Genomic DNA, 14,157 nt, shown 5'->3' with positions numbered 1-14,157 from the left:
GCGCCACAAGGCCTGACGGGATTTTTAAGGAAAAAAGGATCCTTTACGGGGTTTGGATAACCCTCTATATTGCGGGTAAAGCCAAATTCCGGATCCTTTCTGCGCGATTTATTGATCTGGCTCCGGCCGTCCCGCTGCGGGAAAATAGCCGGATAAATGCACAGACAACGCTACGTGAAAATTACGCCATGAACAGCATCCTTCCCCTGCAGAATTCACCAGAACGCGTCACCGCGCTCGCCTTCGCCCCGGGGGCGGATTTTGCGACCGCGGTGGCGCTGCGGCGCATGGCCACCGCGAACGGGGTCACACCGTGCTACCTGCTGGCGCCCGAGGTCAACGCGCTGCTGCACTATATGCCGGACAGGCGGCACCACTTTCTGTTCAGCACCCTCTGGAACACCGGGGCGCGCATTGGCGAAGCCTGCAGCCTGACCCCCGAGTCGTTTGTGCTGGACGGGCCCAGGCCGTTCGTGCGCATTCTGTCGGAAAAGGTGCGCAGCCGGCGCGGGCGCCCGCCCAAGGACGCGGTGCGCCTGGTGCCGCTCACGGATCCGGGCTACGTGCGTCAGGTCGAGAGCTGGATTGCCACCGAGCGGCCGAAGCGCCGTGAGCCGCTCTGGAGCGCAACCGACGAGACCATGCGCAACTGGCTCAAGGCCGCGGTCAGGCGGGCAAACGAGGACGGAGTATTTTTTTCAATTCCGGTGACCCCGCACACCTTCCGGCACTCCTGGGTGATGCACCTGCTTTACCACCGCCAGCCGCTCAAGGTTATTCAGGCGCTGGCCGGACACAAGGACGCGCGCTCGATCGAGGTGTACACAAGAGTGTTTGCGCTGGACGTGGCGGCGACGCTCGCCGTGTCGTTCAGCGGGGAGGGCGCCGAGGCGGCGGCGGTGCTGAGAAGCCTGCCGCCGGGCTGAACTAGATTTATTAAAAGGAGGAAAAGCAGTGGAAACCGTAGTAACGGAGGCATTTGAGTGGTTGAAAAGGGACGATGCGCCCGTCTGGCTGGCGCTTTTTGTCGTAATGGCCGCGCTGATTATTCATTCTTGGATGGTAAAAGCCGACCCGGCCGGCATTATCCGTAGCCTGCTCAACGTCAAAAAGCGTCGGCTGGAGAACATGCTGAAGCAGAGGTACCTCAATAAGGAAACCCGTACGTTGATAGAGCGTGAACTTCGCCAGCGCAGCCTGTGGAAACTGACCAGGCTTTTCGAACACCGCCTGCAGGATACAGCCGTGCTTTTTACCGCCCGTTTTAACGTTCGTGCTGACTATCTGTCTAAGTGGCGTAACTGGCTTAGCGAACGCGAAGGTCAAATCTGCTTTAACCGCACCTGGTATCAAATTTGCTTGGTACTTTTCTGGATAGGCGCCATGTTCGACACAGCTGTTTGGGGCGGCGTGGTCTATACAGCGGCGCAAAAGCTTAGTGCGGATTACTTTGCACCCGCCCTGTTTTTCTCCACCGTCCCGTGGTTGTTGTGGCTGATATTTACGTGGGTACCTATGCCAGCCATGACCCGTGAAATGGAGCTGCGCCTGCTGGAGTTCAACAAAATATCCCGAGCGTAAAGCTGAATATATTTATATCACAGGCAGTATGTTCTGCCTGTTTTTATCATCCCCGAAACTCTGATCATCAGTGTAAAACCTGAAGGTCAGTCAGTTTATCTGGACGCACACTCTACAGTGACGCTGTCACGTATTAAAACCAGTTCATTATGTTATTTTGCCTGCCACAGCTTGGTTTTTTCCAGACTACAGTAAATAAAAAATTGTAAGGTAAGCTGAGGTTCGGGCCTCAGCCGCACTCGTTGTGAACTCAGGACTAAGCAAGCTGCTGGTTATATAATTTCGAGAATGAATAAAGCCTTATGGATGTGTTGTCGCAGCGAAAAGTCTGCTTTTACAAAGCTACCGTGAATATTCCCGGACCTGACGCTGGCATGCTGAAGCCGGGATCGCTGTCAGGAGCTTACCGGCTCATAAGGCTATTCAAGCTCAGCAGCTTTATTCATAATTTCTGTACGAATATCATGGATATAATTACTCCATGCGAGACTGTACTTACTGATATAGCTTAAAACAGTATGTTCAATGTTAGGTTTGCGCGCCAGATGGTTCAGCCTTTCATAATAGTCATGCCAGTCAGGTAAGCCCTGAATCGATAATGAGTACTGTTTCAGCTTGGTGAACTCTGCACGCTCTTCGACTGTGACATCCGCAGCATCAATGGACTCAAACCATTGTTTATGGTTGTATTCAGGAGCTCCCTTCTGTGGAAAGTCAGTGAGACCGAACTCAAAAATACGGTCCAGCACTAGGCGCCGCTGAGGCCTTTTATCCGTACCGGTCAGGCATTTCTGGATGATTTTGAGTTTCTCCTGTGTGGTACGACAGATATCGCCGTCCAGAATGCACATGACTTTGCTGATATCCTTTCTAGCCAGCATCAGTCCGGCAAGCACGACGGCAGAATTTTCTGCGGCTCCGAACAGTTCCACATCCACCTTGTCAGTAAGGGCCTCACGCTCAAGCAGGACGTTAACCGCCGTACGCGCAAGCTCATCTTCAACAAACACACTGACCATTTCCGGCTGGATGTCACTGAGTTGCCGTAATGCATCAGCAGATACGCCCGGAAAGGCCTGCACGCCGGTCCCCATATTGAAAATGCTGACGATATTGATGAGTCTTTTAAACTGAATGACGGATTCCCGGTGAGTTGAAAAGACGATTTCCAGCAGGGAACTGTCGGCTATTTCAATGAGCTCGCTAACCAGTCGCTTAAAAGCTTTCTCATGCAACAGCACATCCAGCTCGTCAATCAGAAGCAACCCGTTAGGATGAAGCAGAGGATCGTGGGCTGCCCGCAGCACTTCATAAACGCGCTTTTCACCAGCGCCCATCGTGTGTTCAGTATAGGTAACACCATTCTTGGTGAGCTTGATAAAGGAATAATTGCCACGACCAGACGTACATATCATCAGGTCAGAGTAATTTGCCTCCATCACCCGGCTCATGGAGTGAAGAATTTTTGTTTTCAGATGTGGAGGACCAAACGGTACGCTGCGGTATTTAGAGTGTCGGGAAGCGGCTAAATCGTCAGAAAGGGTGCCGAGTGTCTGTAAGCCAAGGTAAAGGGATTCCTTGACTGGACGACGCTCATATATCGGCATCCATCGTTTTACTTTTTTGTAATCCTGACTGAAAACATCGTTTGGTGCCAGCGAGGATGTGAACAGGATTCTGGCTCCGTTATTCATCAGAGTACCTGCATAGTACTGAGCCTTAAAGCCACTGTCCCGCCAGTTATTTTCATCATGAGGCGTAAAAAAATCTGAAAACTGGTTATTTTCTTTGGAAGTGGTAGCCCGGGGCCTGTAGCAGCAGGCAAGAGCGTGAATGATCGTCGATTTACCGGAGCCATTCATGCCCATAATGGCGGTGACATTTTTATCGGGTGGAAAATCAATAGTGCAGTTAGTAATACCTTTCAGGTTCTGAATTTCAATTTTCTTTAGCCGCAGCTGAGCGGGAATATTTTGCCTGCCTGCCATTTTTGATTTCCTTTATAAGCGTGGCTTCCGGTACAGGATAATGTACCTCATGGAATAAGAAATATCTTATCTACTTACGCTTTGTCCACATAAAATCATTTCCTCTTTAAATCTAGAGGCCTACTTGCGGCTGATATGAAACTATAAGGCACTCGTTGCTGACATTGCTTCTGTGATACCTATCGCTTCGTTGATACATACCCCGGTGTTCCACAGGGTGGTGAACAGCATCTTGCGGTGCAGATCCGGCACGTATTGCAGCAGGGCACTGATTTCCGGTTCCGGCAGATACTGCGGGTACTCGTCATGCCGGGCCGCTATCTGACGCAGGACCAGCGCCGCGGGATAATCGATGGCCACAGGCAACTGTGCAGGCGGCTAGGCATATCCGTACGAAACGATTTCTGTCATGGTTTCTTTACTGATGATGAGCCGCTGCCGATCATTGCAGCCATAAATTCGCGCTCCTCTTCCTTGCGGCCATTGATAAAAAAAGATTCTTCCAGCTACAGGGAGACTATCGCGGTATCAATGATGTTTCTCACAACCAAAACGGCATTCCTCAGATCATGGACGCAGACGTCAACCCTGGAGCCCGTTCTGATATACCCGTTACGGTGATATAGGTCGTCTCTCAGATCGGTCAGCCCCTGCAGAGGAGAAAGCGGCCAGTCGCACGGAGAATGAAGAACAGCAGTGAAGTATTCTCTGATGTTTTCATGGTTCTGAAATGTCATTCCGGATACAACGAGGCGCGCTACCGGACGAAAGAAAGATATCTCCATTCTGCAGCTTTCTACTTCTCGTTTTTACTGAAACGTACGGACTGGAGATAATACGTATCCCTGAAACGTCGCAGCGGCAAGTCATGGTTGAGAAGGGCGCGCGCAGTACATTAGGAAGGCATCCCTAACAGACACGCTATGTGCAATCCCCAACGTCCGCTTGTGGCACATTACAGATCATCACGAATAGTCATCTTTTTCGCCTGAAGATCTTAGTACCCATCCATCTTTGTCCAATTGCAACGATGATAGCTGATGTTGATCAGGTGTAATGTCATCCGGCCTTCATTGCATGAATGCCGGATAACGGGTTTTGGCTCTTGTTGTCTATAGATTAAATTTAGCCAGTAACAGGAATCACTTTAGCCAAGCAGCTGCTGGTAATGACTCCAACTTATTGATAGTGTTTTATGTTCAGATAATGCCCGATGACTTTGTCATGCAGCTCCACCGATTTTGAGAACGACAGCGACTTCCGTCCCAGCCGTGCCAGGTGCTGCCTCAGATTCAGGTTATGCCGCTCAATTCGCTGCGTATATCGCTTGCTGATTACGTGCAGCTTTCCCTTCAGGCGGGATTCATACAGCGGCCAGCCATCCGTCATCCATATCACCACGTCAAAGGGTGACAGCAGGCTCATAAGACGACCCAGCGTCGCCATAGTGCGTTCACCGAATACGTGCGCAACAACCGTCTTCCGGAGCCTGTCATACGCGTAAAACAGCCAGCGCTGGCGCGATTTAGCCCCGACGTAGCCCCACTGTTCGTCCATTTCCGCGCAGACGATGACGTCACTGCCCGGCTGTATGCGCGAGGTTACCGACTGCGGCCTGAGTTTTTTAAGTGACGTAAAATTGTGTTGAGGCCAACGCCCATAATGCGGGCGGTTGCCCGGCATCCAGCGCCATTCATGGCCATATCAATGATTTTCTGGTGCGTACCGGGTTGAGAGGCTGTGTATGTGAACTGTAACTGCCATGTTTTACGGCAGTGAGAGCAGAGATAGCGCTGATGTCCGGCAGTACTTTTACCGTTACGCACCACCCCGTCTGTAGCTGAACAGGAGGGACAGCTGATAGAAACAGAAGCCACTGGAGCACCTCAAAAACACCATCATACACTAAATCAGTAAGTTGGCAGCATCACCTGATCAACGGTATTGCTTTCCAGACCAACATTCTGGCGCTGAACGCGGCGGTGGAAGCAGCGCGCGCCGGCGAGCAGGGCCGCGGCTTTGCGGTGGTGGCAGGCGAAGTGCGCAGTCTGGCACAGCGCAGCGCCACGGCGGCACGCGAAATTGAAACGCTGATCAATGAAGCGGGGCAGAAGGTCGATAATGGCTCGCGGCTGGTCAGCAGCGCCGGGCAGGCGATGGATGACATCGTGCGCTCCGTCTCTCAGGTGAGCGGCATCATGAACGAGATCGCCAGCGCCTCCGAAGAGCAGAGCCGCGGCATCCTGCAGATCGGCCAGGCGATGACCGAGATGGATACCACCACGCAGCAGAACGCCGCGCTGGTTGAAGAGTCCTCCGCTGCCGCCTCGTCGCTGGAAGATCAGGCGCGACAGCTGGAACAGACGGTGGCCGTGTTTAAAACCGCGCAGCGCGGCTTTGAGCGCAGTCCGGCGGTCAGCGCGCCGCGTCCGCGCGTGCTGACGCCGACGCCGGCCGCGGCGACCGCCTCACAGGGGGGCTGGGAACAGTTCTGAGCCTCAGGCGTGAGCAGATAAGATAAAAAACCCGGCCTCTCCGCCGGGTTTTCTGTTTTTATGGCCTCGCCTTAGTCGTTGGCTACCGCCTTCGCCAGCGCGTCAGGCTCCATCGGCGCCGCCGCCTGCACCAGCGAATCGCGGGTAATTTCCGCGATCGAGCGCGCGCCGGTCAGCGTCATCGCCACGCGTATCTCTTTTTCAAACAGGTTCAGCAGATTGCTGACGCCCGCCTCGCCCGCCGCCGCCAGCGCATAGAGAAACGCGCGGCCCAGCAGCACGGTATCCGCGCCCAGCGCGATCATGCGCACCACATCCAGCCCGCTGCGTACGCCGCCGTCCGCCAGGATCGCCAGTTCGCCCTTTACCGCGTCGGCGATGGCGGGCAGCGCGCGCGCCGAGGAGAGTACGCCGTCCAGCTGGCGGCCGCCATGGTTCGATACCACGATACCGTCCGCGCCGAAACGTACCGCGTCGCACGCATCCTCCGGGTCAAGGATGCCTTTGATGATCATCGGCCCCTTCCAGAAATCGCGGATCCACTCCAGGTCGCTCCACGAGATCGAAGGGTCAAAGTTATTGCCCAGCCAGCCAATGTAATCCTCCAGGTGGGTCGGCTCGCCGCGGTAGGCGGAGATATTGCCAAGATCGTGCGGGCGGCCATGAATGCCGACATCCCAGGCCCATTGCGGATAGAGCGCCGATTGCAGATAGCGGCGCATCGCCGCGTTCGGGCCGCTCATACCGGAGTGCGCATCGCGATAGCGCGCGCCCGGCACCGGCATATCGACGGTAAACACCAGCGTCGAGCAGCCCGCCGCCTGCGCCCGCTCCAGCACGTTGCGCATAAAGCCGCGATCGCGCAGCACATAGAGCTGGAACCACATCGGGCGCTGCATCGCCGGGGCGACCTCTTCAATCGGGCAGAGCGACACGGTGGAGAGCGTAAAAGGAATGCCCTTTTTATCCGCCGCGCGCGCCGCCTGTACCTCGCCCCGACGCGCATACATGCCGCACAGGCCGACGGGCGCCAGCGCCACCGGCATCGATAGCGTCTCGCCGAACAGCTGCGTTTCCAGGCTCAGCGAGGACATATTGCGCAGAATGCGCTGGCGCAGCGCGATTTGCGCCAGATCGTCGCTGTTGCGTTTCAGGGTGTACTCGTCATAAGCGCCGCCGTCGGCGTAGTGAAACAGAAACGGCGGCACTTTGGCTTTCGCTGCGGCTCGGTAATCTTTTGCTGATGAGATAATCACGGTAGTCCTCGCTTACGCTTTACTGTCCGGAATGCGCATACTGCGCGCCCGTCGCGCCTCTTCCTCATGCAGGTTGCGCATGGTGGCGTCAACAAATTCAAGGTGGTGGATAGTGACGCTGCGCGCCCGTTCGGCATCGCCGGCGATAATCGCCTGACAGATCGCCTGATGCTGCACCGCCAGCTGCTGGAAAATCTCCGGCGCGGTGTACATCCGCTGACGGCTCTGCATCACCGACGACTGCAGCAGATCGAACAGACCGCGCATCGCCTGCAGCAGCACCAGGTTGTGGGCGGCCTCGGCGATCGCCAGATGAAAGCGCACGTCGGAGTGGGCAGCCAGGTCGGGATCGTCGCGATCGCTGACCTGCAGCATCATCTGATAGCAGCGCTCGATATGCGCTTTGTCTTCCGGCGTGGCGCGGCGCGCGGCGTGCCACGCCGTGCTGGATTCAATGGCGATGCGCGCTTCCAGCACGTCGTAGCGGTAACCGGGGTCGTCCGCCAGCAGGGTGCTGAGCGGCATCACCAGCCGCGACGCCGACCAGTCCGCCGGGCGTTCGGCAATAAAGTTGCCGCCGCCGCGCCGGCTGATCAGTACCCCTTCGCTGATCAGTTTCTGCAGCGCCTCGCGCAGCGACGAACGGGAGACTGTCAGCTGCTGCGCCAGCTGGCGCTCCGCCGGCAGCCGTTCGCCCGGCTGCAGCCGCTGCTCGTCAATAAAAGCCCTCAGGCGTTGCGCCAGGCTCTCCGCCAGGCGTTGTTCTTCATGCATTACGGGATCATCCACGGGAAAACCCAGGCCTGCAGCGAAGTGATAATCCCCACTATGCAGGTGAAAATCAGGCTGTGCTTAACGGTAAAGCGGAACAGGTCGGCCTCTTTGCCGACCAGCCCCACCGCGGCGCAGGCGATAGCGATCGACTGCGGTGAAATCATTTTGCCGGTAACGCCGCCGGTGGTGTTGGCGGCGACCAGCAGCACCTCCGGCACGCCGATCTGCTGCGCGGTGGTCGCCTGCAGGGCGGCGAACAGCGCGTTAGAGGAGGTATCGGAGCCGGTGAGGAATACGCCCAGCCAGCCGAGAAACGGTGAAAAGAAGGTGAAGGCGTTGCCGGTATGGGCCAGTGCCAGCGCCAGCGTGGTAGAGAGGCCCGAATAGTTGGAGATAAAGGCGAACGCCAGCACCGCGCCGATGGAGTAAATCGGCAGCGCCAGCTCGCGCAGGGTTTCGCCAAAGGCGCTTATCGCCTGCGCGGGGCGCATGCGCAGCCAGATCACCGACAGCAGCGCAGCGATAAAAATTGCCGTGCCGGTGGCAGAGAACCAGTCGAGCTTGTAGATAGCGGCGTAAGGCGTGGCGGTGGCGACCACCGGCGGCATCTTGATCACTTGCTGATGCAGGAACGGCACGGCGAAAGAGAAGACCCAGTCATACAGCGCGCCGCCGGGTGCGAACAGCGCCTTAAACGGCGGAATGCTCCACAGGGTGACGGTCAGCGTCAAAAACAGGAACGGCATCCAGGCGCGCATCACCTGCGCCGCGCTGTAGCGCTCGACGCGCTGCGGTTCGCCGCTTTCCTCCTCGCCAGCAAAGCGGAAAATGCGCGCCGGCTTCCAGACGCGCAGGAACAGCGTCAGGCAGAGCAGGGAGACCAGTGCGGAGATCACGTCCGGCAGCTCCGGGCCGAGGAAGTTGGAGGTCAGGTACTGGGCGATAGCGAAAGAGCCGCCGGAGACCACCACTGCAGGCCAGGTCTCTTTCACCCCGCGCCAGCCATCCATGATCGCCATGACCCAGAACAGCACGATCATGGTCAGGAACGGCAACTGGCGCCCCGCCATCTGGCTGATCGCCATTGCATCCACGCCGGTGACCTGGCCGGCGACGATAATCGGAATGCCCATCGCGCCGAAGGCGACCGGCGCGGTGTTCACAATCAGGCAAAGCCCGGCGGCGTAGACTGGCTTAAAGCCCAAACCGACCAGCAGCGCGGCGGTGATCGCCACCGGCGCGCCGAAGCCGGCGGCGCCTTCCAGAAAGGATCCGAAGGCGAAGCCGACGATCAACATCTGCAGGCGTTGATCTTCGGTAATCGACAAAATGGAGTTGCGAATGATGCCAAACTGGCCGGTTTTCACCGTAATTTTATACACGAACACCGCGGCGACGATAATCCAGGCGATAGGCCACAGACCGTAGAAGAAACCGTAAACGGCGGAGGCGAGCGCCTGGTCGATCGGCATACGGTAGAACAGCAGCGCCACCGCCAGCGCGATCAGCACCGTGATGGTGCCGGCGAGATAGCCTTTCATCCGCAGCCGCGTCAGCGCGAAAAAGAAAAAGAGAATGGGAAGCGCCGCAATCAGGCTCGACAGCCAGATATTATCGAGCGGATCGTAAAGTTGCTGCCAGTTTTGCATGATCCTGATTCTCCAGAAGAGTGCCTGCCTGTAAACGGCAGCGGTCGGGGAGCGCCGCAGTCAGACAGCACGCAGCCGCAAGGCTGGTCAGACCAAAAAGCGCGTAAATGTTAAAGAATTGTTTATCTGGTGCGGGGATGAATGCAATCTTTCGCTAAAACTTTCATTTGAGGCTGGAAGATTTGTCACAAACAACAGGTTTTGGTATGACCAATTTCGCGGGCGTGCAGGCGGCAAAGCGTTTAGCGCCGCTGAAGCGGCCAGCGGGCGGTAGCATCAGGAGCGCCATGAGGCCGCGAAGAGCTATTTCGTGGCGTCAGCCGGTTATCGCATGGCGGAGCAGGAGAGCCCCCGCTAACGAAAAAGGGGCGTTAAAGCTCACCATCGCACGGCGGAAGGGGCATTAAGTATTGCCATCGCACAGCGGGAAAGGGGCGTTAAAGACCGCCATCGCACAGCGGGAAAGGAGGGTAAAGACCGCCACCCCAGGGCGGCTAGATAGTAATATCGTAAGCGCGCGTCGAGCCGTTAGAGTCCGATTGCCCGCCAGCAGTATAAAGCCCGGGGGCCGCCGCCGTTTTATCTATCGCGCGGGTTAAATGGCGCGCTCGCTGCAGATGCATCTCCAGCAGCTGGCGGGTTTGCTGGTTCATTTCGCTGGCCCGTTTAATCATCGGCAGCATGACGCTCCACTGTGCGGCCAGCGCAGGCTGCGGCTGATAGGGGGCAAACAGCTGCAGACGATCTTCCTGCTGTTTCCGCTGTTCGTCATGCCAGGCGACAGTCGCCAGCAGGCGGCTTTTCATATCGGAAAGGTGCTGAAGGGAAACCGGATGGATAGTCGCGCCGCTGAGCTGTTTGATCTCTTCGGCCAGCACGCCATCCAGTTCACTGAGCGTTTCCTGCAGCCTGGTTAAGGCGGCCTGTAAACTCTCCATGAGCGCCTCTGTCACCCCTCTTCAAGGATATTTCGCAGCAGCGCGTCGGCGATTTTATCGGCGTCCATCTGTAGTTCGCCGTTGCGCATCGCCTGTTTAATCTTTTCGACGCGCGCGCTATCCACATCCTGGGTAATGACTCCAACTTATTGATAGTGTTTTATGTTCAGATAATGCCCGATGACTTTGTCATGCAGCTCCACCGATTTTGAGAACGACAGCGACTTCCGTCCCAGCCGTGCCAGGTGCTGCCTCAGATTCAGGTTATGCCGCTCAATTCGCTGCGTATATCGCTTGCTGATTACGTGCAGCTTTCCCTTCAGGCGGGATTCATACAGCGGCCAGCCATCCGTCATCCATATCACCACGTCAAAGGGTGACAGCAGGCTCATAAGACGCCCCAGCGTCGCCATAGTGCGTTCACCGAATACGTGCGCAACAACCGTCTTCCGGAGCCTGTCATACGCGTAAAACAGCCAGCGCTGGCGCGATTTAGCCCCGACGTAGCCCCACTGTTCGTCCATTTCCGCGCAGACGATGACGTCACTGCCCGGCTGTATGCGCGAGGTTACCGACTGCGGCCTGAGTTTTTTAAGTGACGTAAAATCGTGTTGAGGCCAACGCCCATAATGCGGGCGGTTGCCCGGCATCCAGCGCCATTCATGGCCATATCAATGATTTTCTGGTGCGTACCGGGTTGAGAAGCGGTGTAAGTGAACTGCAGTTGCCATGTTTTACGGCAGTGAGAGCAGAGATAGCGCTGATGTCCGGCAGTGCTTTTGCCGTTACGCACCACCCCGTCAGTAGCTGAACAGGAGGGACAGGTGATAGAAACAGAAGCCACTGGAGCACCTCAAAAACACCATCATACACTAAATCAGTAAGTTGGCAGCATCACCAGCCTCTGCTACCTGACCATCGTAATCACGCAGCGTCAGTGAACCTCCGAACAGTTGCTTTATCCTGTACATGGCCGTCTCCGCTATCGAGCGACGGTTGTAATCTGTTGTCCATTTCCACCGGGCATTACTCCCGGTCAGCCGCTGATTCGCTACTGCACGGTTACGGTCTGCGTACTCTACGGGCCAGTAACCCGCTCCTTTTCGGGGCGGGATGAGGGCACTGATTTTCTTGCGCCGCAGTTCATCGTGACAGAGTCGGGTGTCGTAAGCGCCGTCTGCTGCGGCTGCCCTGATTTTTCTGTGTGTCTGCCGGATAAGACCCGGGAAAGCTTCTGAGTCCGTGACGTTGTTCAGAGACAGGTCCGCGCAGATGACTTCATGTGTTCTGCTGTCAACGGCCAGATGCAGCTTCCGCCAGGTACGACGGCGCTCTTTGCCGTGATTTTTGACTTTCCATTCGCCTTCACCAAAAACCTTCAGCCCGGTGGAATCAATCACCAGGTGTGCGATTTCACCCCGGGTGGGTGTTTTGAAACAGACATTAACCGACTTTGCCCGCTTGCTGACACTGCTGTAATCCGGGCAGCGCAACGGAACGTTCATCAGGGCAAAAATGGAATCAATAAAACCCTGCGCAGCCCGCAGGGTCAGCCGGAACAGGCGTTTAATCATCAGGACGGTGGTGATGGCAAGGTCAGAATAGCGCTGAGGTCTTCCCCGTGATGAAGGCGTTGCCGACTCATACCAGGCATGAGTCGCTTCATCGTCCAGCCAGAAAGTGAGGGAGCCACGGTTGATGAGGGCTTTGTTGTAGGTGGGCCAGTTGGTGATTTTGAATTTTTGCTTTGCCACGGAACGGTCTGTGTTGTCGGGAGGATGCGTGATCTGATCCTTCAACTCAGCAAAAGTTCGATTTATTCAACAAAGCCCTGCCGCAACACCAGCACCGCCGCGCGCAGCTTCTGTATGGCGCAACCGGCCTGATGCATGTTTCAACCCGTGACGGGGAATGGGTGGTTCCGCCCCAGCATGCGGTATGGATCCCCCCCGAAACCCTGCATGCAGTAAAGTTTATGGGGGTCACTACGCGTAGCCTGTATATCGAACCCGTATGCGCGGCCAGCTTACGTAACAACTGTCGCTGCGAAGTAATTGCCGTATCACCGCTTTTGCGACAGTTATTGATGGAGGCGGTGGATTTGCCGCCGCGCTATGAAAGCGTACGCGATCGGGCGCTGACAGATTTGATGCTGCTTGAACTGGCGGCAATGCCGGTGCGCGAGTTCGAGATCCCTTTGCCGCAGCAGCCCGCGCTGTTAGCCCTGTGTCAGGCTTTTTTACGCGCGCCAGCCATCCATGATCCGGCCGAACGCTGGGCCAGTACACTGTTCATGAGCGGCAGCACATTTCGTCGCCATTTCCGGCAGCAAACCGGCATGTCGTTTTCCGCCTGGCGTCAGCGAGCCTGTGTGGTCAGCGCGCTGGCATTGCTGCTAACGGGCACACCGGTGAATGAAGTCGCGTTGTCGCTCGGCTATGACAATGGCTCTTCCTTCGCGACGATGTTTCGTCGGGTTACAGGCCAGCCACCTTCATTTTATCATCCGACTTAACAGGCGCGGTTTACCTGCTGCTACCGGGTCAGGCCTGTAGGCTGCCCTGCGCCATTGACTGAACAGACGCATGGCAGTGGCTGTGTTGACGGTAGAATAAGCACTGCATGGCTAGGGTGAAGAAACAATGCTGGAACAATAACGTCCGCTTTGTGCCAGGAGCAGACATGATGGTCACGAAGCCTGTCCGCTGCGTGCCAGGAGGGGACATTACAGATATGGCCGCGCGGTGTCACTTGCGGGGGTTACATGATTTACCTGTAATCAAGTGCAATAGCAAACGGGCAAATATTCTTGAGGCTGCGGGGAAGTGCAGCCTCAGTGATATGACTGTGGAAAGCGGTTTATTATTTCTTTGCTGCTCGAATCAGGCCGTCAAGCCATTCCTGATGACCATTAAGCATTGGGTTCGGGCGGGTATTTGCCAGATCTTTTGCCGGCACTCCGTTCTGTGTTTCCTGCGTTAGGATACGGACCCTGTGACCGGAAAGATCCTCCAGTAGCCACGCATGATGGACATCGAGTCGTTGAGCGGTATCTTTTTCACCGGCCCATCCGTGCCATGCCAGACGAGCAGGTTTACCTTCAGCAGGTGGAACAAACTCCACAACCTGAGCTTCAACTGGGAAACCAAACGTGCTGAAGTAGAAGCGAACCCCATTTTCCAATTCTGGACCTTTGTTGTCATAAAAGCGCACATCGGCGGAATTTTTATAGTATTCCGGCCATAGCAATGGCTGACTCAGGAGCGGCCAGACATCATTGACGTTCAGACCTGAGATGATCATTTCATTAGAAACAAAGTTATCGGTAAAACCCGGAACAAAGCCTTCTGGCCAGTTAATCGCGTTCATAAATTTCTCCAATTGCTATAGTTGAGTGCACTGCGTGTGTCATTACGGCAGTAACGTGATGACAGTGATTATTGGTGCAATGGAGTTATAAGGCGAATTGTCATTAC

Annotated in this window: 11 protein-coding genes and 4 pseudogenes; 4 read left to right on the top strand and 11 right to left on the bottom strand. The window is 56.0% G+C overall.

Features of this window, described 5'->3' with window-relative positions:
- The first annotated feature begins 188 nt into the window (after positions 1-188).
- Together LB453_RS22960 and LB453_RS22955 are read left to right on the top strand one after the other, a co-directional pair.
- Positions 189-926 (top strand): tyrosine-type recombinase/integrase, encoded by a 738-nt coding sequence (locus LB453_RS22960; RefSeq protein WP_103797696.1) that lies wholly within the window; start codon positions 189-191, stop codon positions 924-926.
- 28 nt (positions 927-954) lie between these two features.
- Complete coding sequence (locus LB453_RS22955; RefSeq protein ID WP_103797695.1) at positions 955-1,581, top strand: hypothetical protein; 627 nt, start codon at positions 955-957, stop codon at positions 1,579-1,581.
- Positions 1,582-2,000: 419 nt separating this feature from the next.
- Here the strand turns inward: LB453_RS22955 and LB453_RS22950 are convergent, their stop codons facing one another.
- The 3 genes and pseudogenes from LB453_RS22950 to LB453_RS22940 form a co-directional block, all read right to left on the bottom strand.
- Positions 2,001-3,569 (bottom strand): AAA family ATPase, encoded by a 1,569-nt coding sequence (locus LB453_RS22950; RefSeq protein WP_103797694.1) that lies wholly within the window; start codon positions 3,567-3,569, stop codon positions 2,001-2,003.
- A gap of 171 nt (positions 3,570-3,740) precedes the next feature.
- Positions 3,741-3,935, bottom strand: a pseudogene (locus tag LB453_RS22945) (phage integrase family protein); the annotation flags it as partial.
- An 813-nt stretch (positions 3,936-4,748) separates the two neighbouring features.
- Positions 4,749-5,446, bottom strand: a protein-coding gene (locus tag LB453_RS22940) for an IS1-like element IS1A family transposase (RefSeq protein ID WP_224481720.1) whose coding sequence is annotated in 2 segments (ribosomal slippage) — positions 4,749-5,197 and positions 5,197-5,446 — 699 coding nt in all. Because the reading frame shifts where the segments join, the coding sequence is not laid out codon by codon here.
- Positions 5,447-5,500: 54 nt separating this feature from the next.
- Here LB453_RS22940 and LB453_RS22935 point away from each other — a divergent pair.
- Positions 5,501-6,064 (top strand): annotated as a pseudogene (locus tag LB453_RS22935) (methyl-accepting chemotaxis protein); the annotation flags it as partial.
- Between the two features lie 71 nt (positions 6,065-6,135).
- Here LB453_RS22935 and lldD read toward each other — a convergent pair.
- The 7 genes and pseudogenes from lldD to LB453_RS22900 form a co-directional block, all read right to left on the bottom strand.
- Positions 6,136-7,320: an FMN-dependent L-lactate dehydrogenase LldD gene (gene lldD, locus LB453_RS22930; RefSeq protein ID WP_048786605.1), complete on the bottom strand. Its 1,185-nt coding sequence runs from the start codon at positions 7,318-7,320 to the stop codon at positions 6,136-6,138.
- Positions 7,321-7,332: 12 nt separating this feature from the next.
- Positions 7,333-8,094 carry a transcriptional regulator LldR gene (gene lldR, locus LB453_RS22925; RefSeq protein ID WP_048786607.1) on the bottom strand — a complete coding sequence of 254 codons (762 nt, stop codon included), beginning with the start codon at positions 8,092-8,094 and terminating at the stop codon, positions 7,333-7,335.
- Positions 8,094-9,743 (bottom strand): L-lactate permease, encoded by a 1,650-nt coding sequence (lldP, locus tag LB453_RS22920; RefSeq protein WP_033755975.1) that lies wholly within the window; start codon positions 9,741-9,743, stop codon positions 8,094-8,096. The genes lldR and lldP overlap by 1 nt, the downstream gene beginning before the upstream one ends.
- Before the next feature lie 494 nt (positions 9,744-10,237).
- Complete coding sequence (locus LB453_RS22915; RefSeq protein WP_033755977.1) at positions 10,238-10,681, bottom strand: flagella synthesis protein FlgN; 444 nt, start codon at positions 10,679-10,681, stop codon at positions 10,238-10,240.
- A gap of 11 nt (positions 10,682-10,692) precedes the next feature.
- Positions 10,693-10,806, bottom strand: a complete 114-nt coding sequence (locus tag LB453_RS22910) for a flagellar biosynthesis anti-sigma factor FlgM (protein WP_374044267.1) — start codon at positions 10,804-10,806, stop codon at positions 10,693-10,695.
- A gap of 21 nt (positions 10,807-10,827) precedes the next feature.
- Positions 10,828-11,525, bottom strand: a protein-coding gene (locus LB453_RS22905; RefSeq protein ID WP_224481786.1) for an IS1-like element IS1A family transposase whose coding sequence is annotated in 2 segments (ribosomal slippage) — positions 10,828-11,276 and positions 11,276-11,525 — 699 coding nt in all. Because the reading frame shifts where the segments join, the coding sequence is not laid out codon by codon here.
- Positions 11,526-11,580: 55 nt separating this feature from the next.
- A pseudogene (locus LB453_RS22900) lies at positions 11,581-12,480 on the bottom strand (IS5 family transposase); the annotation flags it as partial.
- 32 nt (positions 12,481-12,512) lie between these two features.
- Here LB453_RS22900 and LB453_RS22895 point away from each other — a divergent pair.
- A pseudogene (locus tag LB453_RS22895) lies at positions 12,513-13,196 on the top strand (AraC family transcriptional regulator); the annotation flags it as partial.
- Between the two features lie 347 nt (positions 13,197-13,543).
- Here the strand turns inward: LB453_RS22895 and LB453_RS22890 are convergent.
- Positions 13,544-14,050: a polyketide cyclase gene (locus LB453_RS22890; RefSeq protein ID WP_043016095.1), complete on the bottom strand. Its 507-nt coding sequence runs from the start codon at positions 14,048-14,050 to the stop codon at positions 13,544-13,546.
- Between the last annotated feature and the right edge of the window lie 107 nt (positions 14,051-14,157).

The sequence above is a fragment of the Pantoea agglomerans genome (genome assembly GCF_020149765.1).
Lineage (GTDB): Bacteria > Pseudomonadota > Gammaproteobacteria > Enterobacterales > Enterobacteriaceae > Pantoea > Pantoea alvi.
The sequence above is the reverse complement of the archived record's forward strand: the minus strand, read 5'-3'. Positions and strand labels throughout refer to the sequence as shown.